At 40.2% G+C, this 25,412-nt stretch carries 12 protein-coding genes; 1 reads left to right on the top strand and 11 read right to left on the bottom strand.

Annotation, left to right across the window (positions count from 1 at the left end):
* Window positions 1-92: 92 nt before the first annotated feature.
* The 5 genes from VCM39_RS15255 to VCM39_RS15275 form a co-directional block, all read right to left on the bottom strand.
* Window positions 93-488 carry a hypothetical protein gene (locus VCM39_RS15255; protein WP_221648555.1) on the bottom strand — a complete coding sequence of 132 codons (396 nt, stop codon included), beginning with the start codon at window positions 486-488 and terminating at the stop codon, window positions 93-95.
* A 64-nt stretch (window positions 489-552) separates the two neighbouring features.
* Window positions 553-2,109: a carboxypeptidase-like regulatory domain-containing protein gene (locus VCM39_RS15260; RefSeq protein WP_322932924.1), complete on the bottom strand. Its 1,557-nt coding sequence runs from the start codon at window positions 2,107-2,109 to the stop codon at window positions 553-555.
* Between the two features lie 18 nt (window positions 2,110-2,127).
* Window positions 2,128-2,985 (bottom strand): FecR family protein, encoded by an 858-nt coding sequence (locus VCM39_RS15265; protein ID WP_322932923.1) that lies wholly within the window; start codon window positions 2,983-2,985, stop codon window positions 2,128-2,130.
* On the bottom strand, window positions 2,982-3,533 hold the full coding sequence (locus VCM39_RS15270) for an RNA polymerase sigma-70 factor (protein ID WP_195571596.1): 552 nt from the start codon (window positions 3,531-3,533) through the stop codon (window positions 2,982-2,984). Before VCM39_RS15270 ends, VCM39_RS15265 begins: the two co-directional genes overlap by 4 nt.
* A 46-nt stretch (window positions 3,534-3,579) precedes the next feature.
* On the bottom strand, window positions 3,580-4,842 hold the full coding sequence (locus tag VCM39_RS15275) for a carboxypeptidase-like regulatory domain-containing protein (RefSeq protein WP_289292694.1): 1,263 nt from the start codon (window positions 4,840-4,842) through the stop codon (window positions 3,580-3,582).
* Window positions 4,843-5,536: 694 nt separating this feature from the next.
* On the opposite strand from VCM39_RS15275, the gene VCM39_RS15280 reads away from it, so the two are divergent.
* Window positions 5,537-10,411 carry a RecQ family ATP-dependent DNA helicase gene (locus VCM39_RS15280; RefSeq protein WP_322932922.1) on the top strand — a complete coding sequence of 1,625 codons (4,875 nt, stop codon included), beginning with the start codon at window positions 5,537-5,539 and terminating at the stop codon, window positions 10,409-10,411.
* Between the two features lie 677 nt (window positions 10,412-11,088).
* Here the strand turns inward: VCM39_RS15280 and brxL are convergent.
* Genes brxL through pglX form a run of 6 tightly spaced genes read right to left on the bottom strand, consistent with a single transcriptional unit; the run spans window position 11,089 to window position 25,409 of the window.
* Window positions 11,089-13,170, bottom strand: a complete 2,082-nt coding sequence (gene brxL, locus VCM39_RS15285; protein WP_322932921.1) for a BREX system Lon protease-like protein BrxL — start codon at window positions 13,168-13,170, stop codon at window positions 11,089-11,091.
* 24 nt (window positions 13,171-13,194) lie between these two features.
* A complete protein-coding gene (pglZ, locus tag VCM39_RS15290) occupies window positions 13,195-15,735 on the bottom strand; it encodes a BREX-1 system phosphatase PglZ type A (RefSeq protein WP_322932920.1) in 2,541 nt (846 codons plus the stop codon).
* Complete coding sequence (locus tag VCM39_RS15295) at window positions 15,732-17,330, bottom strand: RNA-binding domain-containing protein (RefSeq protein ID WP_322932919.1); 1,599 nt, start codon at window positions 17,328-17,330, stop codon at window positions 15,732-15,734. Before VCM39_RS15295 ends, pglZ begins: the two co-directional genes overlap by 4 nt.
* A gap of 57 nt (window positions 17,331-17,387) precedes the next feature.
* A complete protein-coding gene (locus tag VCM39_RS15300; RefSeq protein ID WP_322932918.1) occupies window positions 17,388-19,868 on the bottom strand; it encodes a DUF262 domain-containing protein in 2,481 nt (826 codons plus the stop codon).
* 2 nt (window positions 19,869-19,870) lie between these two features.
* Entirely contained in the window at window positions 19,871-21,850 is a 1,980-nt protein-coding gene (locus tag VCM39_RS15305) for a DUF262 domain-containing protein (protein ID WP_322932917.1), read from the bottom strand.
* A gap of 7 nt (window positions 21,851-21,857) precedes the next feature.
* A complete protein-coding gene (pglX, locus tag VCM39_RS15310; RefSeq protein ID WP_322932916.1) occupies window positions 21,858-25,409 on the bottom strand; it encodes a BREX-1 system adenine-specific DNA-methyltransferase PglX in 3,552 nt (1,183 codons plus the stop codon).
* Between the last annotated feature and the right edge of the window lie 3 nt (window positions 25,410-25,412).

Below are 25,412 nucleotides of genomic sequence, written 5' to 3' on the forward strand. Positions count from 1 at the left end.
GTACAAAGATATAGTTTTTCAAGATTAACAGATGCAGATACAGCAAGTTTTATGCATACATTTGCTCCACTCCTGCATACCGTTTTTTTTATTCACCCGTTTATTTCCAGCAGTTTTATCAGGCTTGTCCGTTGAATAGAGAATGTATTCCCTTCTTCCTGAACATACTTGAGCAACCAGAGACCGTCCTGTCGGAGTTTGGATTTTTGCAGGACATGATCTGAAGACATATCTTCTGACAATTTCAGCATACTCATAGCAGCAAGTTCTATTTTACCCATTTCGTCAGGATCGCCTTTATACCGTTCGATCAACTCCCGCATATCCATATCAATCAACTGCTCGGCAGGAAAGCCTAAAATTTGTCGGGTCAGGCAATCATACTCTACCCACTCTTGCTTACGAAGTTTCTTCTTATTCAGAATAGCATTTGCAATCAAAGAGATAATTTCCTGAATCATCCGTACCAGATAGTCTTGTTTAATCATATCTTTTCGTATTCATTGAATATATTTCATTCAGACTGCAAAATAACAAATATCCTGCTTATCTTCACTCCTTTTGATGAACTGTTTTCTCTATCTTTAACGTTACCTTCTCTATTATCTTACTCAACTCTCCCTCTAACGGGATCGTATTAAACTCTTCCCAGAAACTTTCATCATATTTAAAATCAATATCTGCAAGTACTGTATGTATTGGTACCCTTTCAGTACGGGAAAAACGGACCACATTATCCCTATCCACCTTGCATGTTACCATTTCGAACCATGTATGCAAAGTGGGATTACTGAACAGTGCCCGTTTTTTCTTCATCCTAAAAAACAAATCGCCACGGATATGGTGAATATAGTAAGTACCTCTCCACGGTTTATATGAAATAGTATATACCACCTTTTGTGCTGTCAGATTTACACTGGGAGCTTGCCGGACAACAAAAATCCTTGTAGCTTTTTTTATATACCGGGGTTGCATTTCAATTCGTGCCTGTAATAAAGCCCCATTTTCCGAATCAATATATAACTCCCCGCAATAAAGCGGTTCTTTAACCCCTTGCTTCTGCTCAAAAGAAACCACATTTACACAACGGTCATCTATAGAGGTGATGCCACCGGAAGTATATGTATACGGATTATCTTCTGCATCAACAGATAGAAAATCCGGCAGATCTTTCATGATATCCAGTTGCAGGCAAGCCTGAATACCCGCCCTAATCTTAGCAATCAGGCTATCTGTACTTTCACGGTTATCCATCCGGCTCATCTTTAGTAACTTCACCTGATCCAACACCCCGGATTCATCCAGAGGAGATTTATAAACTTTGAATACAGCTTCCGTCAGATTCTGAAACTTGTTCTTTAGTTGGACTCCCTCCCGGTAAAATGTCGTCAGATGAACTGGGACCAATGAATAATTTTCCTCTCGCCGCTTTAGCATTTCCCTCAACAACTTTTTGGGTTCTACCAACCGGATCAGAACCTCCTGCAAGGGAACGATTTTAGGCTCCAGACTCAGTATATTGTCACGACCCATAAGCATAGCCGCTTCAACATTCTGCGCTACATAACCCAAATGAGAAAAAGAAAGAACCCCATCTCTCAGAGAGTCGGGTAAATGAAGTCTGAACTCTCCGTCTTTATTTGTAATATTACCTATTGAAGTACCTTGAATTGTCACTGATGCATTGACCACAGGCTCCCCGGTTTCTTTATCCAACAAAGTACCGGTAATTGTGGAAAAGGCTGGCAAGGGCAATTGGCTCTCTTTTTTTATATTCTTATTCTTTTCTACAGGAGGCAGGATTAATATATGTCCTCCAATCACCTTTAAAACCAATCTCCTGTTACCGGTTATTTCATAGATAGCCTGCCGAATTGTACAGTCTTTCTCCTTCGTCTTTGTCACAACATCATTGTTCACGACCTTACTATCATAAACAAAAAAATATCCGGAACGTTCTGAGACTTTACCCAACAAAGAATACACCGTACCTTTCATCTTAGGCAGACTGATAACACGATCCAGAACATCATCTCCACCTGCTCTTATTGTACCAGCAGCAATAAAAAGCAGTCCGAAGAAAAGCAGACAGAGAGGATGTAATTTCATATTTTTAAACTTTAAGAATCATCGTTCGGACAAAATCAGTTTATCTCCTTCACGAGTACATTTCAAATTTAACGCCCAACAGATCAGTTCGGCAACCGTATCGGGCGAGTTGTCCAGAAACTCAATAGTCAGCTTGCGTTTACCCAAATCCAATGAACCTGCTTGTATCTGCAACGCAGAATTTTCAGCATTCACTACCCGCAGGATATCTTCCAGGCTTTCATCCTTAAAACGTATGTTCTTTGTATAAATATCAGACTCATTACCTTTTGAGGTCTCACTTAACTGCAACTGTTGTGCTTGTAATGTAACCGTTTCGCCCGCATTCACAAGAACACTGTGACCTCCCCGTTTCAGTGATACCTTCACCTTACCACGCCGCACAGACAAACTAAACGGAACTTCTTCATTACTACGGACATTAAAAGCTGTACCCAATACTTCTATCTGTACCTTCTCGGTTTCAATCAGGAAAGTTTGTTCATGTTTCTTCGCTACATCAAAAAAGGCTTCTCCATGCAAGTTAACCTCTCTCTTATCCGTGGCAAAATGTTCAGGGTACTGTAATACACTCTCCTGCCCCAGATAAACAATAGAGCCATCTTCAAGAGTAGTGACCAGCGTTGACTTCTCTCTGTTTTCCTGAGTTACCAGATTAAGATTTCTAGTATCATTTCCCGGCATTAACCACCAAACAGACATCAGACAGATCACTCCTGCCAACATAGCAGCAGCTACAGTTCCCCATTTTAAGAAAAGCCTACGACGGATCACCTCCTCTCCCGCCTCTACAAGCAGGCTGTCTTTATCCAAACGAGCATACAAGTGCCTCCATGCCTCATCTGTCCTCACTTTATTTTTATTTACTTCAGTCATTTCGTAAGAATATAATTATCTATTTCATTTCGTAAAGTCCGGAGTGCTTTTGTCATCTCTGCTTCCACTGTTTTGACAGACAATGAAAGAGACGAAGCAATCTCTACATATTTCTTTCCTTCCATACGATGCATTTCAAATATCCTGAGTCTGCGCCCCGGCAGTTTATCAAGTGTATGGCGGATAACCTCCTGCAACTCCTCATACTCCAATTGCCGGTGAGGATCAGATACCTGTTCTGAAACATTATCTGCCAGCACATACTCCCGATACCGTTCTCTGACTTCTCTATGCTGGCAGTATTGAAGCGCTTCATTGCGTGCAGCCCTGTACAGATAACTTTTAATGGATTGAAATATCTGCAAATGTTCCCGGTCTTTCCAAAATACGTAGAAGAGTTCTTCTACTATCTCTTCGGCAGCTTCCACTTCGCCTGTTATACCTGCAGCATACCAGCAAAGGGGTGAATAATAGCGACGGAAAATTTCCTCGAATGCTTTTATATCACCCTCTTTTATTTTAGCAAGTATGAACAGTTCATTTAGCATACCCGAATCATTATTGGTACCAAATATATAAAAAACTATCTGAACTCTAACGAGATTGTTTTTTCAATTTGTTCACAGCGTGCTCCAAAGACTCAGCAGGTTCAATGATATTGTATTCTTTCCAGAAATCTTCGTTCCAGTATTCATCTACTAAATCATAAAACACTTGCTTTTCTTTGAAAGCCGTCTTATTAGAAATAGCTGTAAAGTTATCCTCTTGCCTGTCTGTTACCACCATCTCAGAATAAACTGTATATCCCGAAGAGAAGAGGCGCTTCTTCCAATCACATTTGAAACGGATGGTATTCCATATATAGTTCAAATACGTCTTCCCATTCTGCTCTTTATAAGTCACCAGATAAGATACTTCCTGTGGCTTAAACTGTAAGCCCAAAGGTTTCTTATGTAAAATAGCTTCCACGGCTTTCGTTTTATTTTTCATATCCAGCGAGAACTCTGCCCGGGTGAATGCCAGTTTCTCAAAATCAATATACAGTTTCCCATAAAACAATGCATACATCAGGTTAACTTTGGGCCGAAAACTGATTACATATTGCATACGGTTATCAAAATTCACAGGCTCTTCGATGTGAAATTCATAATAATCCAAATCTCCCATATTCAGCAATGCATCCTGATTCTTCACGACATCCAGATAAATAGCCAAACTGGGACCTCCCACTACCTTCACAGCCAATGTGTCACTGGTTTTCTGACTCAGCAAACGACGCCCTTTCTGGAGTTGTACCTTATCTTTCACAGGTACACGGTCATTATAAGCTGTCTTATATACATCTATAACAGCCTCCGACACACTGATATAACGACGCCTCTTTTGTACTGTTTCTCTGTAAAATGTTGTCAGCATATTCTCATTAGGAGAATAGTTTACCGGGATTTTTCTAATTGCTTCTTCCACAATACCACGGGCATTATTACCAAAAATCACAATCTCACTCAGTAAATTAGGTGCCGGCATCATCCACACAGTCAATGCAGATAAATCCTTATTTTCTTTCAAAGAGATCTGAGTATTGAGGTACCCGATATGAGATACTTCCAGCCCCCGGACTATTTCAGCATCTTTGATCTTAAGAGAGAATAGACCATCTGAATTTGTTACCGTCCCAATATTTGTACCGGGCACAGAAACATTCACATTCTCCAGCTTTTTCCTATCATCCTTGTTTCTCACAACCCCTGTAACCGTGAAATAGCCATCCACTTCTTCCCGTGCCTGCAAAGGTGCAATATCCAATAGTAAGAAAAATATCAACCAGCCCATTATAACTCCAACTAACTTTTTCATCTTCGTATGATTTTAAAGGTGAATAATTCTTGCTTTCTACTTATAAGATCGCTTAGAAGTAGAAAACCCTATTAAAATTCGATGAATAATTTTTCTTCTTTTGCATTATATCCGGAATTAGTCAATATTCCCATCTTAATCCACTGATAATCAAGCAATATAAGAATGTACACTTTTATACCTCAATAATGTACACTCTTGCTATGGATCATTGTACACTTTTACAAAGTTGAAAAATACTAATTAAAAATAGTAATCAATAAAAGTACAGCTTTTGATTATTTAGTATACTTCTTCCTAAAAGGATTTCTAGAAAAAAGAAAGAGCCGTAAGTCAATGACCTACAGTTCTCTTTTTAATATATTAATCGTTTACTGATCGATTTTACTTCACTTCCTCAAAGTCAACATGATATATTTATCAACGGCTTCCGTACATGTGTTATAAATATAACGTAAACCCAAAAATAAGTATCCATAAGCAACAACAGCTCTTGCTTATAAAAGTACGATATTCTTAAACAACGGGATGTAAACGCATAAAAATCAAAAGAGAACGGTAATTTTAACTGATTTTTCGGTTTTATCCTTACCTTTGTAAATGATATTGGGGTGTTATACCCGAACAACAATAAGAAAACGATGCCGATACATAACTAATTCAAATTTATAAAACTATTTATTATATTGAATATATGTCAATATGGAGCAAGCTCATAGGAATCAAGAAAACCGAGGATAGAAACAATATCATTGGTAATAAAACGACCTCTGTACCATGTAGTGCCACAAATTATGCCATAGTAGATGTTGAAGTCGGCTTGAAAGATCATAAAATTCATGATATAGGAGCACTCAAACATGATGACACGACATTCCATAAAACGTCAAAAGAAGAACTGTTTATTTTCTTAAACAACATAGATTACATCTGTGGCCACAATATCATTCATCATGATGCCAAATATCTGTTCACGAACAAAACATGCCGCTGGATTTTAGTTGATACACTTTATGTCTCGCCTTTATTATTCCCGGAACGCCCTTACCATAGGCTTGTGAAAGATGACAAACTGATTAGCGAACAGATGAATAATCCGGTGAACGATTGCAAAAAAGCAAAAGACTTATTACTGGACGAAATAGCACGCTGGAATTCATTACCGGAGGAAAAGCGTATACTATTCGCATCGTTACTGAAGGACAAGAAAGAATTTGAGGGATTTCTTAGCATGGTAAGCGCAAAGTATATCCATGAAGGAATACCTGAACTTATAAAAGAACTTTATACTGGAAAGATTTGCCATCATGCCGACCTTGACATGCTCATCGAACAATATCCATGCGGATTGGCATACGCATTGGCTCTGATTGAGACCACCGACTATCGTTCTATCACTCCCGGATGGGTACTTTACAATTATCCGGAAGTAGAATTTATTGTAAAACTCCTGCGCCACACTAATTGCCAGGAAGGTTGCGGCTACTGCCATACGCAATTGGATGTACTCTATAATCTAAAAGCATTTTTCGGATATGAACGTTTCCGAACATACGAAGGCGAGCCACTGCAAGAACGAGCAGCCCAAGCAGCGGTGAAAGGCAAATCGTTGCTGGCGATATTTCCTACCGGTGGCGGCAAATCACTCACCTTCCAATTGCCGGCACTCATGGCAGGACACTCCGTGCACGGGCTTACGGTTATCATCTCCCCTTTGCAGTCTCTCATGAAAGACCAGGTAGATAACCTTGCCGACAGAGGTATCACGGATGCCGTAACCATAAATGGAATGTTAGACCCCATAACAAGAGCACTATCCATACAAAGAGTACAAGACGGAGAAGCCTCACTGTTGTATATATCCCCGGAAATGCTTCGCTCAAAAACAATCGAGAAAATATTGGTGGCACGCCACGTTGTAAGATTTGTAATAGATGAAGCGCATTGCTTTTCTTCATGGGGGCAGGATTTTAGAGTTGACTATCTCTACATTGGTAAATTCATCCGAAAGTACCAGCAAAAGAAAAAATGCAAAAACCCGATCCCCGTATCCTGCTTTACGGCTACTGCAAAACAGAAAGTAATACAAGACATCTGCGACTATTTCAAGCAAACCTTGGACTTGAACTTAGAGTTATTCGCATCAACAGCCTCAAGAACAAATCTGCACTATTCCGTCATACATGTAGAAAGTGACAATGACAAATATTTAAAGCTGAGAGAACTTGTAGCGGAATCCGATTGCCCGACAATTGTTTACGTATCACGTACCAAACGAACAAAAGAACTAGCAGTTAAATTGACGCGTGACGGTTACAAGGCGCTACCTTTCAATGGTAAAATGGAAGCTGATGAAAAAATTGCCAACCAGGATGCCTTCATGAACGATCAGGTGCACATCATTGTGGCTACGTCTGCATTTGGCATGGGGGTCGATAAGAAAGATGTCGGTCTTGTGGTACATTATGATATTTCCGATTCGCTGGAGAACTACGTTCAAGAAGCAGGCAGAGCTGGTCGTGATCCCGGCCTCAGTGCACGTTGCTATGTGCTTTATAGTGACAATGATTTGGACAAACATTTTATATTACTAAACCAAACGAAACTAAGTATCAGTGAAATACAACAAGTATGGAAAGCTGTCAAAAACCTTACCAGACAGCGCATGAAAGTCAACTGTTCTGCATTGGAAATTGCCCGGCAAGCAGGATGGGACGATTCAGTATCTGACATTGAAACCCGTGTACGAACAGCACTAGCGGCTTTGGAACAAAGCGGATACTTGGTAAGAGGAAACAATGTACCTCATGTATATGCCACAGGAATCACGGTGAAAAACATGGACGAAGCAAGAGAACGCATTTCAGCGTCAGTACTCTTTGGGAGCGATGAAATAGAAAAGGCAATCCGCATCATCAAATCATTGATATCCCAAAAACACATCGCTAAGGCCCAGGATTCAGAAGCAGAATCACGGATCGACTATCTGGCAGATATCTTGGGACTAAGCAAAAGAGAAGTTATATCCGTAGTGGAACGCATGCGACAGGAAGGCATATTGGCAGACAGCAAAGATATATCTGCCTATTTGCAGGATATAGGTGATTCGGAACGAAAGTCGCAAATACTCCTCGAACGCTTTGCAAAACTTGAACAATATATCCTTAACCATATTCCCGACGGCTCTTTGCGAATTTCATGTAAGCAACTGAATGAAAACGCCGTAAACGACGGAATCAATACATCCAAAGAAAAAGACATCCGAACTCTGCTCTATTTCCTTACCGTAAAAGGATATACACGTAAGAAAGAAGATGCGGTCCGTAATATGGAGATAAGCCGTCAAGCAGACTTGGAATCTACCATCAGACGCTTCGAAAAACGATTGGAAATAAGTCGTTTTACCGTGGAATGGTTATACAAGTTGGCCTCAGATGCAGAAAAGGAAAACACACCCGGCAAAGCTATCCAGTTCTCTGTAGTAGAACTTCTAAACCGAATAAAATCAAGTCCTCAATCCCTTTTCGGCGGACTTGACGACATTCAGTTAGAAGACGTGGAAGAAGCACTTCTATACTTGTCGAAAATCGGTGCGCTAAAACTTGAAGGCGGCTTCTTGGTACTTTATAATGCCATGAATATCCAAAGAATAAAGGATAACAAGTCGAGATACAAGCAAGACGACTACCGGATGCTAAATGAATTCTACAAACTGAAAATCCAACAAGTGCATATTGTGGGCGAATATGCCAATTTGATGGTGAAAGATTATCATGCAGCACTGCAATATGTTCAAGACTATTTCCAAATGGATTACAGGAAGTTTGTCACAAAATATTTCAAAGGCGACAGAATTAGCGAGATACAACGTAACTTGACGCCACAGAAATACAAGCAGTTATTTGGGCAATTGTCCAAACGGCAAATGGAAATTATCTCCGATAAGGATTCACGTTGCATTGTGGTCGGAGCTGGTCCAGGTAGTGGAAAAACACGAGTATTGGTTCACAAACTGGCCTCACTTCTGCTACTTGAAGACGTAAAACACGAACAGCTCCTGATGCTGACGTTTTCAAGAGTAGCCGCAACAGAATTCAAACAAAGACTCATGGAATTGATAGGTAACGCTGCCCATTTTGTCGAAATAAAAACATTCCACTCTTATTGCTTCGACCTTCTGGGACGGATAGGAAATCTTGAGGATGCAAAAAATGTCGTTGCAAAGGCAGCTGAGATGATCAACCAAGGAGAAGTAGAACCAAATAAAATCGGCAAGACGGTGCTGGTCATAGACGAAGCTCAAGATATGGGAGCCGAAGAGTATGCGCTTGTAAAGGCTTTAATGACTAATAATGAGGAAATGCGTGTGATAGCAGTGGGAGACGATGACCAGAACATCTATGAATTCCGCGGTTCCGATTCCGACTATATGTACCGGTTGGCGCAAGAAAGCGGAAGTACATTTGTCGAAATGACTGAGAATTACCGCAGCGCGCGCCAGCCAGTGGATTTTGCCAACGGATTCTTGAAAACTATTAATAAAAGGATAAAAAGTACACCTATCATCTCTATGAGAAAAGAGAAAGGTTGGGTGGAAGTAATACGTCATCATTCAACATATATGTATCAGCCGCTTGTGGAAAACTTACTTCAACACAAGGACAAAGGCACTTCGTGTGTACTCACCCAAACAAACGAAGAAGCCGTCATCTTGATAGCCCTCCTGCGAAAGCATGGTATAAACAGTAAACTGGTACAATCAATGGACGGTTTACGTTTTTGGAACATGGCGGAAATGAGATACTTCCTGAGGTATATAGACAAACGGATAAAAACACCGCTAATCACAGAAGAACTATGGGAAGAAGCCAAGCATGCAACCTTTTCTATTTATGACAGAAGTCTAAGTTTGACGTATGTGAAGCGGTGTGTGGAACAGTTTGAACAAACCAACAAAACAAAATATTTCAGTGACTTCAAGGAATTTGTATTTGAGTCGTCAGTGGAAGACTTTTGCGACACATCAGGCACCGATGTCGTAGTATCAACCATCCACAAGACTAAAGGCAGGGAGTTTGATGATGTATATATGCTCATATCCGACAACTATGTAAAGGATGCCCATCTGATGCGTAGATATTACGTAGGAATAACTCGTGCAAAAAACAGACTATTCATACATACAAATGGCGATTGCTTCAATCATTTAAGTGCAAACTTATATCTCATTGACCAACAACAATATGATATGCCTGAAGAAATTATACTACAGCTCTCTCACAAAGATGTCAATTTGGGATTCTTCAAAGAACGGAAACAAGAGGTTTTAGCACTAAGAGGAGGAGATTCTTTAATTTACAATGATTTCTTCTTGTATAGTTCATCGACCGATAAACCTATAGCAAAATTATCATCAAGAATGCAGGGTACGTTATCCGAATGGAAACAAAGAGGTTACAAGGTAAAATCCGCATCTGTACGGTTCGTTGTGGCATGGAAACCTAAAGATGCACAAAAGAATGAACCGGAAACGGCTGTTCTTTTAGCAGATTTGGTGCTTTCTATGTAAGTCAAGATAATGCCTGTGAAAGAAGTAGCTAACAAAGTAAATTGTACCCTAGAGAATTAGAAAAAGTGTCAATCTTATTAAAACATCAAAATGAAAAGTAACAGAGTCTTAAAAAAGATTTACTTAGTTTACTCATAAACTATTTATGCAAATCAGCAGTTGACAATCATCTACTTTTTCGCTTGTTAAAATGTTACAATTCAGTAAATCATCTCATTAATCAGTTTTCCAGTCTCCATGACAATCAGCATATTAGAAGAATAAAACCACTCATTGTTCTAATTATGATTCCCAAAGAGAAAGAATTAAAACTTATAAAAATATATATGTATATCTACGATGTTTACGAGTCTTCATTCAAGTTCTACTACCAGAGGTTCAGTAATAATAATCATCCAATCTTTACCGTTCAGAAACTGCTTACTGTATACCTATTCTGCGAAGCTTATCAGCAATATTTTAAAATCAAAAAACATACATACTTTTACCAAGGAATAACTGCTTTCATGGTTCCCTGACTTGCCTTCTTACCAAACATTCAATTATAGATTGAATTTGATGCCGGAAGCAATCAGTGAACTTGTCAGACAGTTAATTCACTCAAACCTCAAAATTGTGACAGTATGAAATCATTGATTACTCTAATTTTTAACTAATGAATCAAATACTGATTCACATTATTTATCTTTAGTGAATGTAACCATAAACTCTTTGCATTTACGTTTATCCGGCCGAGTGGCTGCAACAGAATACGGACTATACTTCTCGTATATATCAAGTCCACGTCCCATTGAAATTACCCAACCATTGTCGGTCCTGATACAACGATCGTGAAATTCACGGAAGTTATAATCAAACTCAATGCCATAGCCAATCATATCGTCTTTTATGTCATCCAGTTTATCTATGAGATCAGGTAACTTATCTTCTTCTTCATTGGTCACCAGATGCACTTTAAGATCATCTACGTCGCGGGTATCAATGAGCATCGTCAGAAACTCCATGAGATTCTTTACTTGCCAACTTGTTCGGATGAACGGGTCTTCAATCGTAATTTCAGTTGCATCCTTGAGATATTCGGCGAAGAGAAACTGATAAGTGACACCGGTCTGTCCCAAACGGAAGAACTGATTCTTTTCCTGCAAACAAATGAATCTTTTGCGAGACTGTCGTTCTGAAGAAAGCTCTACTTGCATTGTTGTTTCAGCTCCTTCTTGGAAAAGCGGAATATCGCTATCATCCAAATTTGCCATAAAAGTAGATCCTTGGTGAATATTATTAGGGATGATAAGTGCATTGCTCACCTTCTCCAAAGTCTCCACACTAACCTCTACACCATCCTTCTCACGTACATATCTGAATTTAGCAGGCTCTGCATTAAACGTCTCATCCACGATATACAACTGGTCTTTGACACGCTTACGGCTTTCAGCAGCAAAGTCTATCAACTCAAATGCCTCTTCGTCCGTCATGTTACCATCCGGATAAATCAACTTCACCATGCCAGAAAATGTTTTCCGAATAGCCAAGTGATCACGTTCAGAAAGGGAACCATCAAACTTAGCATAATCCTTCAATAATGCTGTCAAATCTTTATTGCGCAGTTCGTGCATAATGGCTGCTATGTAATCGGTAATCAGACCGTATCCTTTTGAGAAGCTATCTTTCTTCAGCATCCTAATCTCCCAACCCGGGTTGTAGAGGTGAATACGATCTAAAAAAGCTCCCTTGATAAACGAAGTAGGAATTGATTCAAAAAGATGGCTATTCTTTAGCATATAAGGAACCGTATGTTTCGTGTTACCCACAAAGCAAATAGAAGCGGAAGCCTCATGCGTACCCTTACCACGGTTGAATGACTTATTGGCCAAATAATTTTGCATGGTATCAATTAATACCGCATCTACGGCACGACCTTTTTGCTGCTCAAATTCATCCCAAGCCACTACATCCCAGTAACCCACCAATCCTAAAATCTCTTTATTACCGCTCATTTTAACAAACAGACGAGGACTGGTCACATCACCACCACTCACTAAAACACCGTATGGTGACAGTTCCTGAAAGACATGACTCTTGCCGGTTCCTTTAGGTCCTAATTCCATAAAGTTGAAATTATTCTCAACATGAGGAAGTAGACGAGCTAACGTAATGAACTTCTCACGCCGATTTAAGGTGTCGGGGTTCAACCCAACGGTATGCATCATGAAGTCCAACCACTCCTCTGTGGTAAAGTTCTTGCGTTTATCTATATAATCTTGAACATCCACATTGGATATTTGTACAGGCTTCAGGGTTTGAATTTCCCAGCGCACTTTAATATCTTCACCTGATATATAGCCAATAGTGACGATACACCAAACACCATTTCCTGATAAGAGCTTGGGATTGTCTGTCACATATTGAGTGCCAATAGGCACATTAGTAAGACCTAAGTTAGCAAAATGAGCTTGGTATTCGTCCACTTTCTCATTGAGAGTAACAGTCACCTTATCAATGATACGATGGCGACCCTGCTCACGGATTTTACCTTTAATGACTTCTGACTCCGCGCGATGCACATAATTGTTTTGGATCACTTGTCTCACCCTTTCCAAACCTTCTTCTATGGTTGCTTCGTCATCACAGGCGCAATACTGCCCAAGCAGATACTCCAATACGTATGTAGGTACAGGGAGCCCTCCCTTTACAAGAAAAGCCAAATCTTTACGAACCACTTTACCTATGAAAGCATTCATTATTTTCTGTTGTAGTATCATATCAAAAAACTTAATCAATAATACTTAAAAGTCTTGTTCTATCATTGTATTATTCTTCACCACTTCACGAATAAGTGGATTCAAACAGTCTTCTTCATCATACACACGTAGTTGTAGCATACCTGAATGTACTGAATGATTCAAAGTCAGCACAACCTCGTATACTCTATTATTCAAATTGATCGTATCAGCACTGTCAAGCGTAATGGTTTGCTTTCCGGTTACGGGTGTATCGCCTTGATACACTTGACAAACGACCTTACGTTCAACTAGCGTCATGGAAACCGCTTCGCTTTGTATTAATTGAAATTTCAATCTACTGCTTACCATCACGAGATTGTGATCAACCAATGCCACACCCACTTTATTAGTCTTATCAGAACGTTTCTGCGAACTATGAATCACAGGAATAAGCATTTCCTGCAAGGTTGCTCCGCCATGGGCAAAGCTGTATCCACCAGAAGCAGCTAAACGGTTGGTACCCATAGGTACTCCTATATATATAGGAGTCTCGACTTTCATACCCGATACTTTGTCCAATGGCATTGTCACCATCCCTTCTTGCGCGCTAACTTGATCACTCACGTAGTAACGTGTTTTCTTCTCGATAATACCCGCAACCATCACCGCATGTTTATCCTTCTCTACAAACTCCACGTCATTGTAGAGAAAGCCATGGTCGGCTGTCAGTACAACATTCGTCACATTCCAAGAGGCATGAAGGCGACGAATCAGCACAGCGAGCTGTTCAATAGCCTTACGACAAGCCGCAATTACATCTCCAGCTCCAGCCCCGTGACTAGCAGCGTCAATTGTATCATGGAAGATATAAACCAACGGATTTTTAAATAGTGCGCGTGCTGTTTTCACATCTGCTTTGATTACAGTTTCATAGTCTACACAACAAGCACTTTCTTTGTATTTGGCCACTTGTGCCGAACGACTCTCTAAGGTGTCTAATACTTCACCATCTACCAGCATTTCTTTGTTCTTCCATATCAATGAAGTATGAGGCAGAAGAGCCGGCTTGCAGTATTTGGTTTCAGTAGGCAGCATGGCCCGATATGCAGATAGTTTTGCTATATGTTTCTCTTTAGCCAGTTCCTGCATCAGTTCTGCCGCCACTTCATAGCGTAGTGCATCAGAGATGATTACCACCTGTTTACTGTTACTGACACATTCATTAGCATAAAAATCCTCCTGTTTTTTCAACGACAGGTCGTTAAAGTAGTTCCCTTTTTCTATCACACAGGTCATCCATTCCAGATTGAAAACATTAACCATACGTGCATACCCTCCGTCAAACTGTTGTTTCAGTCTATTCAAACAAGTAAGTATAGGAACATCCTTTGACAACAATTCATGATATTCTTCCAATGCACAACGATAGAAGGTGTCAAGCCTGTACAAGTCGTTCGTATAGAGTTGCACATAAGCTTCCGGAGTATTCAACTTCAGACTGCCCAGTCCTCTTACCATTTCATAATAAAAGGCCATTTGCATCAAGAATCTTATAGCTTGTTGAAACACACTATCAGCAGGAAGTTTTTGGGAAAGCAAACGCAAACGTTCTTGCATTTCTGCAGGTTCTGTCACGAGTTTGCTACCGGCAATTTCTTGCAATATAGGCCAACCTAATTCTTCCGTCAAGTAATAGAAGGAGGCATCCATGCCATAAATGGTAGTCAGCTCCCTTTCACGAATATCAGCACCTAGTTCTTTCATCACTTTCATGAATTTATCTACAAACTCCCGGTCACGTGTGCCCAGTTCATAAATACGATTCATTTGTTCAAGTGCTATACTGCTCTTTATTTTGTAAGCCTTGTAGGGGTCATCGGCAATCACATCAAGAAGTTGGGTGATGCTATTATACTTCAAACTCTCCACCAACTCTTTCACCTTCGCCTCTTGGTTGGGTTTGTAACTGAATCCAAATATCTTAGTCAAACGTTCATCGACCGCCGTCTTGGCATCCTTGTTTCGTTCCAACTTATGATAAAAATCCAACCGTTTCTTATTTTCTGAATCCAATCCGAGTATGAACATTCTTACGATGATGTTTTCCCATTCCAAGAGTCTCTTTTCACCCAGATAAGAAGAAATAAAACCGCGGACTACTATATCCTCACTGAATGCTTCCGGCGTAAACCGGTCTTTCAGCATTGCATTTATCTTATTCGACATCAATTCACCGATATGGCGGCTGATAAAGGCGCGATATTTCTCTGGAAGTTTATATTGTTGCATGAACGCGGCATAATCTTCCTCTTTATATTCCATGTTAGCTTTCAGCATGTCCATAAGAGGGAATCTGAGCTGTTGTTCCTCACTTATGGGATAGGAGCCTAATGGAAAGAGTAATACCACACGTTTCTCTTTCCATGCGTATTCAATGTTATATTTAGTGTTGAACCAAGCTCCATCAAATACTTTATAGATATATTCAGTTTCCCACGAACAGTCTGCCAAATCATTCATAATGATATTCGCCTTGTCAAAGATAAAAAGCACATGCAACTGTGGGTTACGCTGAAAATAACTGTATATTCTTTCTTGAGTCATAATGATTGCTTCTTTTTATACTTTTGATTCATATCAAAAGGGTTATCGGGAATGGTTCGCTCCAAATACCCTGCATCTACTAATTCAGTAACATATCTTTTGATATTACTATTATGATATTTCACTCCTACCCTCTCAAGTATCTCCCGACTACTTCTTGGTACATTACAAAAGTTTACTATATCCTTTTGTTTATTGGAAAGTTTCATCTGATGAGTGTTAGGGCATTCATCGGAAGTGTTAGGGGTAGTGTCTAAGTGCTCCGAAAAAGTGTCAGGGCATTCATCGGAAGTGTTAGGGGTAGTGTCTGAGTGCTCTGAAAAAGTGTTAGGGGTAGTGTCAGAGTCAGCTAGATTACTATCCAAGTCTTTGTTCCTCTTTATGGTAGTTAGAAACTCATGTATCCGTTCATCATTCGTAAACTCTACTTGTACCCCTTCCTCCAAGGCACGTTGAATACCACTACCTGCACCTGTATAGGGAAGAAGATAGATAGCATTGCTAAAAAGGAAGTTGTTACGGGGCATCGAGGTGCCATTGGTAATATCTTCTACTTGCAAGCCGTTAGGCAACGTGCCCGGACTGTGAATTTCCACTCTGTTATCAAAGATAAAGATACGTATGGGAGCTTTCCAATTCAGCGAACGATGGACCAGTGCATTTACTACAAACTCCATCAGGCTCACGTATGGAATCTCAAGCTCGCCCAATGAATTGAACTCTTTTTCCACTTGTACATTCTTGAGGTTGCGAGTGAAGAAAGACATAATGGTCTCAAATTGGTGCAGAAGATTTCCTTCCATTACTGCATCGTTCACCTTGTCTCGAAAGACCTTGCCGCCAATAGAGTTACCGACATAGCTGATACACTTTGCCGTCATCACAGGCAACCAACGCTGGGTGTACTTACCAAACAGTAATATGGCAGCCACTGTAAGGCTCCCATCCGGACGGATAAAACGCAAGTTGCGCATCAATTTATTAAGATCATGTCCTTTGGCAATTACATTGGCTATCTCATCAAGTGACGCTTCCTGCAAAGCATCGCCAATCATTCCTTTTTTCTCCAATACCATAGCAAAACGGTTTTGCAAGAACTGCTTGATAGTGTCTTCATCCAAATCATCCAACGTGGCATCTTTAACGGCAGATTCATCGGGAGTAAAGCTACCACACTCGGTCATCATCTCCGCCAACTCCGCATTATCGAAAACCTTACGCTTATCCGCTCCATTTTTCATCCACACGATACCTTTATTGTCATGGTAGGGCTTGTTAATTCCTTCCTTAATAGTAGCTATCACTACACTGCCACCTTCAACGCTGACCGTATCTATCTCAAGTAGGATATTGGGTACCACATTCTCCGAAGCCATATTGCTCAGAAGATTGGTGGTTTCCTGCACTTCGGCATACGACAACAGATTAAAAGCTCCTGTCTTGTCGTTGATACCAATGACAAGTTGCCCTCCGCGAGCATTACTCATGGCAACCAGCTCGCAGCCTATATCATATTTATCCAAGATACGTTCTTTGAACTGTACCTTGCTCACTTCGCCGAGGTCTCTGAGTTTCTGTATATCTTCTATGGTCATGTGTAAATATAGCGATATTGTTTTAAATTTCAATTCTGTATCACACCAATATTCTAATTACGAAATCACTTCAAAAAGTTCCTCCAACTTCTTGGAAAGACTATTATAGGTTGTTTCTTTTTTGAAATGCTCAAGAGAGGTAATCTGTAACCAGTACTCATTATCATCAATGTAACTACTACCCTTTATCGTTTCAAGTAGTTCTTTTGCATATTTCTTCGTCTTACATTCCAATTGAATACACAACTCATGATGCTGACAGAAACCTACCCAAAGAATACATTTCTGTCTTTCTTGTGTAATCCAAATTTCATTGCCGAAACTATCACCATACTCTTGGTACATGCCAAGTTGATTTTCGTCATTATAAACAAAACCATAGTTCTGAGCAATATCATAAGCAATTTCGGCCCGTTCGGTATCTAACGCAACCTTAGCAAATTGCTTTCTTGGAATAGCAATCATTATATGACCTTCATAAAAATAGATTCTGAATACCGATTTTCTCTGTATTTCCTCGTTGGCAATCCAATCATATAGCTTAACATCCTTTCGTAATCTCTCCACTGCCATATCACAGTATTCCTTATCAGTATATGTTGCACCAAACCATGGGATAAACCCTTTTGCACCATCAATGTATGATGCCAATATATTCTTAACAGCATCTTTATTTTCCTGACTAAGTACATCAAACAACATTAGGCGCACTTTATCATGCGATGCAAGGATGTTTTTCAAATACTTGTTGGTTTCTGCTCTTTCTGTAACATAACGTTCTCGAAGTTTATCCCAAGTAGTAAACTGACTGACAATTGCACGTATAAGCAGATGCTTCTCCCTATATGTTTCAGAAATTCCATTCTCATCAAACATATCCTTAGCAAGTTCATAACTATGTTTATATGCTGCTAATGACATACCTTCTTCATAAAAGAATAGAACCATACCTTTAAAGAATGGATGCTGCTCCGCCTCTTCAAAGGCATCAAGCCAACTTTCTTCTTCAGAAATACGTTTGGCTTTCTCAACCTCTTCTATCAATGCTCTGCTATCACGTTCGTCGGTGTTGGTATCTTTCCACTGAGACAGAGCTTCATAGAACGTTATGCCTTCCTCAGAAGATCTTGCTATGTAACAGATAACGGCAGAGAATTTTCTAATTAAAGATGATACAGGTGTCAAGCTGTCAATGTTTGTATTTTCGACCACATTCCAAACAACACGCATCCATTGTCTGAATGTATGAACATCAAACGTTTTGTAAGCTTCAATAAATTCAATAACTGCTCCAAAAACGACAAGCTTAGTCTGAGTCATCTTAGAGGCTGTATTGCAATAGAAATCATCACCTTCTTCGTCTTTTTCCCATGAAGGAACCATCATTTCATAGATAACCTTCTTTGCCTCCTTGTAGTCGTATTCGTAAAACACATCAAATACTTTGTCAAGGGTTAGTACATATTCAGGATGCCCATTAAGTAGCTGTTCAAATTCTTGGAACCCGAGATATTCATTTGCTTCGTTCCTATTTTCTGCCTCTGTATATATATGACGTAAAGTCTTGTCTTGACGCATATCTCTGTCAGTGACAATGTCTCTTGTTGAAACGATATACTTACAAGCAAAGAAACGTGAGAAGAAACTCATGTAAGCTGCATCAAAGTTCGCAAAGCCTTTTTTCCAAAAGATGTCAATCCACTTAGCATCAAGTTTTACCGAGAAATTGAATTTAAATTCAACCTTTGCTTCACAATCTTTCTTATACAAAGCAACCTGCTGCCTGAATGGAACGTACTCCTTGTCACTGATGAAGTTAGTTAAGTCCGCCTTAAAGTTTTCAAACGGACTCAACTGCAAGCCACGAGCATTCATCTTAATGTACAACTCCTCAGAAAGATTGAAATAACCTAGTGACTTTACATAGAATTGAATATTATCCAGTTTTTTGTAAAGTTCATTATTCCCCTGGTTGCCGTATCTTACATGGATAGCATCGAGCATAGTAAGCATGGCACAGATAGTACTATCTCTGTCAAAAGACTTAAAATACCATTTTGTTTGTCTTATAGCTTTGGAAGGAATAGTTTCTGACAAGTCAACTCTATATGAAGATAGCTTTTGGCAGAATACAGTAGAGGTTGATCTTGTTTCGTAAACAAATCGACTCAAAACATCACGGATTTCTGTATCAGCCTCATCTTCTTCGTTAAGTTCTCGGTTAGCTATATACCAATAAACAAGAAATAGAGTTGTCATTCGTTGCTGACCATCCAATAATTCCATGATGTATTTGTCATTAGAAGGGCGAATAATACCGTAAATGAAGTTGAAATCGAAAACTTCATCTGTGTTGAGGTTCGCAAACATTTCATTCAGAAGCGTATTACGAACATATGTACAAACACCATCTTGCCTTCCCTGAGCGTACGGACGCTGAATCTTAGGAATGACTATCCGATCGATCTTTACCTTTGTATCTTTGCTTAGGTCGAGTTTTTTCTTATATATATCTATAAATGTATATCTTTCGCTCATTGCTAGTCCTCCTCATTATTAACATAAGTAATAAGTATATCATAAATGTACTTGTGATATGCCTCCATGTCATCCCTTGTCCATAAAGAACGGTTTGTTCCTTTTGGATCGAAGAACTTGGCAAAGATATATTGCGTTGCGACAGGTACAAATACACCTTGCTTTATACGTTCAATGATGATGCGCCGTTTGGTACAGAATAAACTGTTCCCATAAGATCTATTAGTAGCTGCATCAAGGAGGGTCAAGTTTCCAATAGTATTCTTAATTTCTTCATCAGCTTCCACTTCTTGAGCGTTCTTCTTCAGGAGGTTTATAGCATCATCCAAAGCGTTCTCTTCCAGTTTCTGCAGAATCAAGGCTTTTTCTTCGTCCTTCAAATCGCCCAAGCGATCATCCATCGCTGTCTTAATCCAGTCTTCCTTGTCTTTGTCTCTCTTTAAGTTGTTAGTGTGGAAAGAATCTACATGCTCTATATCCCAATTTTGAGTGCTAAGTACATCGAAAGGAAACTTATAAACATCCGATTCTGATTCCAATTTCTGATTCTGCTCGTTGAGAAGGTGAATATTGAGAGTCAGCAACAACTTATAAATAGTATCATGTTCCTTATATGTATTGAGAATAGCTTTTTTTTCCTTATCAATCTTGGCACCACGCAAATGATGTGATATACGTTGTTTCAGATAGTTTTCAAAATCTACTCGGTATGATGTCTCTGACATATACTCGAAATGAAGAACAAGTCTACATAAATCTTCACCACACTGACTGAGTAAACCAATAAAGTTATATGTAGCGGGAGAACAGAACCAGTCATCAAGAGTACGAAACAACTCCATTACCTCATTCCATGCTGATGCTACCTCATGTTGCAATTCTTCACCCATTTTACCTTCAAAGCGATTGTAGTAGAAACGGAATATTTCGCTTTGCCTAGTATCCGACAGCAGTTCATCAATTTCTTTGATTTTATTATCCCATTCATCTTCGGGAACCTCTTTGATGGTATTCTTCTTGTATATTAAATTAAAAAGAAGGTCAATACGGTTAGGCATGTCGATACTCTTTTTCTGAAGGAAATACCAAAAATTGTTGGCATGAAGAGTATTTTCTATAAACTCCCATTCCAGTGCTAACTCTGACTGTTTAATATACTTGTCGCCTGAAGTAAAATTCTTCTTCAGCAAGAAAAGCCCTTTAATAAGTTCAGCATCTGTTAATCGAATCTTACCAGTATTGATCTTTTGGAATTCTTTAATATTATTCTTTTCTTTTGTCTCCGCAATTTCATACCATAGCACTTGAACTGAGCCCCCCTTTGTATCACTCATTCCATTCAGAAGTTTAAAGAAAGATGTGCGGATGTTGTCAAGGCTACCACCTAACTGATAACGAACATTTATATTCTTACCTTCAGTCTTAATCCACTCGCCTATATATTTGAAAGCATTAGCCATATGGAAGAAGTCAACATTCTCTTTAATATCATTCTCATTGCTATCTCTAATGCTTTTCATTGACAGTTCTTCAAGGTATTTTGAAGAACCATCACGAGTTGCATAGCAAATATGATATAATTCCTTTCCATCTTCCTCTTCCTTAAGTGTCTCTGCATCCCATCCCTTTTGGTCTAGTAGATGTTTGTAGAGGAGGAAAATGGTGGTAAGACGCTGCTGACCATCAATAATTTCCCACACGCCATGTTCCAGAATACTATCATTATACTCAGTTTCGAAGATGGATTTTAACTTTTCTTCATCAGTAATAGAACGCGCAATCACTGGTTGAAGGCAGTAAAACTGTTCTTGTTTCTTTTCCTTGCCTTCATTTGCAAAATCGTTGGCAAAGCAAAGTAAGTCACGAAGCAAATCGCCAACCTGTTTTTCAGTCCAACGATAACCTCTCTGATAGGAAGGTATATAGAGATATCGTCCATCAAGGAGTTCGCCTATAGCATATTGTTTTATAGAATTGTCCATTATTCCCTTATTTTATTCGTTGCAATACATCACCCAATTTAGCATAGTTCACCACCACGCCATCGTCAAGATCAAGCGGGATAGCTTGTTCGGCTACTACGGCGAGGCGGTCATGATATTCACGGCACTCCTCTAGCTGCTTGTTCAATGTGTCAAGCTTCTTACGTTCGGCGGTGCTGAGGTCGGCAGCACGGGCGGTGAGATCGGCAATCTTGCGACCTAGCGTTTCGATGAAGGGCAGAAGATATTTACTACGGATGCGTTCGGGGGTATAAGGTGTCATGCGATGCAGGTAGGCAATGCATTGGAAGGTGCCTTTTTTGCTCGCAAACAGCCAATAGATGGGACGATTCTGATACATCTTCTTATGGTCTTTCCAAAAATCCTTTTGCCAATACTGCTCTATGGTTTTGCCGAGGGTCTGCTCAATGTAGTTAAGGTTCTCCACCTGATACTCCGCACCAAACACATCGCTCACGAATTGAGCGGTGCGTAAGCATGCATTATCTGTGAAGCCACTATCAGCAGCCATCAAGGGGAATATGCCATCATCATCTATCTCGATTGTGTGACCGTTATAGGTATAAGGAACTAATTCATCGACTATGGGGTTGGGGTGAGCTATATGCAAACCGGGCTTGTCGAGACGATAGCGACCCATCCATACTCCTACAGCGTAACTGAGGACTTGCTTCAATATTACTTCATCGTGCCACTTCAAGGCATTGCCCTCAATGCTCACTTCGCCCTGTTGCAGGATGGTGATTTCATTTAAAGGTACGTCGGGAGTAAGTTCGTCTTGTAAGTCATAGATATCGATGAACTGGCGGTTAAGTTCTTCTTCATTGGCGTGAAGCTGCATAAAGAGGGTACTCCACTTCTGATGATAACATTCCATAAGGTCTTGTAATCTGACTGCGCGAGGGGTTTCTTCGGCTTGATGTGTCGCTGTACTACCGCGTGCAGTAGTGCTGTACAATAAAGTCAGTGATTTTACAGTAAAGGCTTGTTCAGTACAATCTATGAGAGAAATCAGTTCATTCTGCTTGAAGTCCCAAGAAGTTTCGTGGGAGTCCCAGTCGAAACGGCTGATACAATAATTTTCTACCACAATATTATAAACCTGTATCATATTATTATTCCAGTTTGGAGTCGGAAATTTTGCCACATCTCCACATTGTAATGCTAGTGTCGGGTTTATTATTTCACTAATCAGTCTGTACACTTTAGTGTTCAAAGCTCCTAAAAAAAGAAATATATCCTCATCATTTAAAGGAAATAGACTCATTCCATTTACGTCAAATAATGCAGCGTTCGGATTAAACCTAAATCCACAGCCTACAGATGATGTCAATGACCAACTTAAACTTTTTTTAAAATAATAAGCCGTGTTTTTTACTGTCCTAGAAGCTGTTTTATACAATACTTCCGCATACTGTTTAATTTCAAACCCATCATTCTCCCAATTAACCAACAACTCCTGATTACCATACCATTTCCTAAACGATCCCCCTTTATTATAAGGAAACCATTTTAATTTGGAATCTTTCGCATCTTCAGCACTTTCGCAATATAGACCAGACTTGTTATTATCAATTTCATGCCAAAAACGAACAAATCTGCCATTATCAGATGTCTGCAAACCAGCACGAGGGTTTGCTGTTTCAGACATCGGAGTACTTTCTGAAAATGCGACTAACAGTTTTTCAGAGGTCCAGTACCCGATTGGACATCCCGGAATTTTCTCAAAATTAGCCTGCGGCACATTGGGGTAGTATATTTTAGCATCTTGTTCGTCATAATGCAAGAACATCTGTTCCTTATCTGCACAGTTTTTACCTTCCACCAAACGGAAATACGATCCACTTTGGTTGACACAATGATTTGCTACCACGAAAACAGTATTCTGTACAACTTCCCCACTCAATTCATCAAAAGTACGAGGACCAAGGTGAAGCATATTCTCAATATGATAGTTGCCGAGTAATGTCTTGCGAAGTTTCTCGAACGAAGAAAGGAACATCCAGCTCTGCATATTAATCATACCATACCTTCCATGTACTTTTAGCCGTTCGATCGCAAATGCCATAAATACAGAGAAAAGGTCGGCTTTGGCCTCCTCATAATTCTTCTTCACATATTTACTCAACACCTCATTCATATTACCTCCCCCCATATACGGCGGATTCATCACCAAAGCATCATACTGCTCTGTCAGCGCTATCACCAACGCTGCCGCTTCATTCTCTTCAGCCAGCGAAGCCACCCATTCACGAGCAGCAGGTGTAAGATCAAACTTCATGATGCTACCTAAAGAATCAGCATCTTTCAACAAAGTATTGGCAACATCAATTTCTACCGTTAATCGAGTATCAGTAGGCAATGGCAATTGCACCTTCGGCATCGTCAGCACCCGTGGCAAGCAATGTGCATCTACAAAGCTATGATCGCGTTGGCAAGCCTTCAGCGTCAACGCAAAGAGCGAAAGTTGCTGTGCACGAGGATCGAGATCGATACCCGTGAGATTATCTTGGAAGATATGTGTAATGGCTTCGACACGTGTATAACCCTCAGTGATATAAAGATCGTAGAGTAGATCGAAGCACTCGTTAAGGATATGTCCCGAACCACAAGCAAGATCAGCCACTTTCAAGTCGGTCAGCTCATTGTAATGAAGAATAGCTTCAGCAGGGGTCGGCTCTGCAGGCTCCACGAGGTATTGCCATTTCTCTTTATAAGCCAAAGTGGTATAAGGATTGTTATCAAGATAGATGCGTCCCACCGTATTCTGTACCATGTACTTCACAATCCAGTTAGGTGTAAAGATCTGCGTGGCGGCAGGAATCTCATCAGCCTCAAACTTGCCTTTCTTGGCGAACACCTCATCTTTGCGCTCACTGATGTAGAACTGGTAGAGCCAACCAATGAGTTCGGGCGAACGGAACTCCTCATCGGAAATAAACTCGGTGTGGTTCAAGAGGTCGATAAAGCCATTCTCCGCCAAAATATTAGCGGGAAGTAACAGTTCAGTATAGTCCTCCATAGTGCCAAAGCAGCGTTGCAGGATAGGGTTGGCATGGCACCATGCCACCAAAAGCACAGCAAACTGTTCAGTAACTTTCGTATCGTCATCTAGGAGTTCCAAGAGGTGACGTTTACTCGCCTCCTCCATTGGAGGGAATAGCCCTTGACGGGCTTGGTTTACAATCTGTGGGGTATGTGCAGAGTCGGCGTATGTACTTACCGGTTCGCATAGTCCGTTCTTCTGCAAGACACGAATAGCTACGAGGCGATTAAACCATGTGTAAGCTGCTTGTTCGTACACTTCGTTCACACCCTTAGCCTGCACCTCCTCGTAGAGGCGCATCCATTGGTGATAGAATCCTTCGGAGAGAGTCCGTCCGTTCCAAAGCGTACCGCCCTGCAAGAGTTGCGGGCGTAAATTCTCAGCCACTCCGCCCTTGCTGTCAAAGCCCAAGCTGGTGAGTTTGGCGGCAATACCCGCCTTTAGTATATTGCGTGCTTCAGTAGCAAATTTCTTTAATCTATTGGTATCCATCTA

The sequence above is a fragment of the Bacteroides mucinivorans genome, from assembly GCF_034654355.2.
Taxonomy (GTDB): domain Bacteria; phylum Bacteroidota; class Bacteroidia; order Bacteroidales; family Bacteroidaceae; genus Bacteroides; species Bacteroides nordii.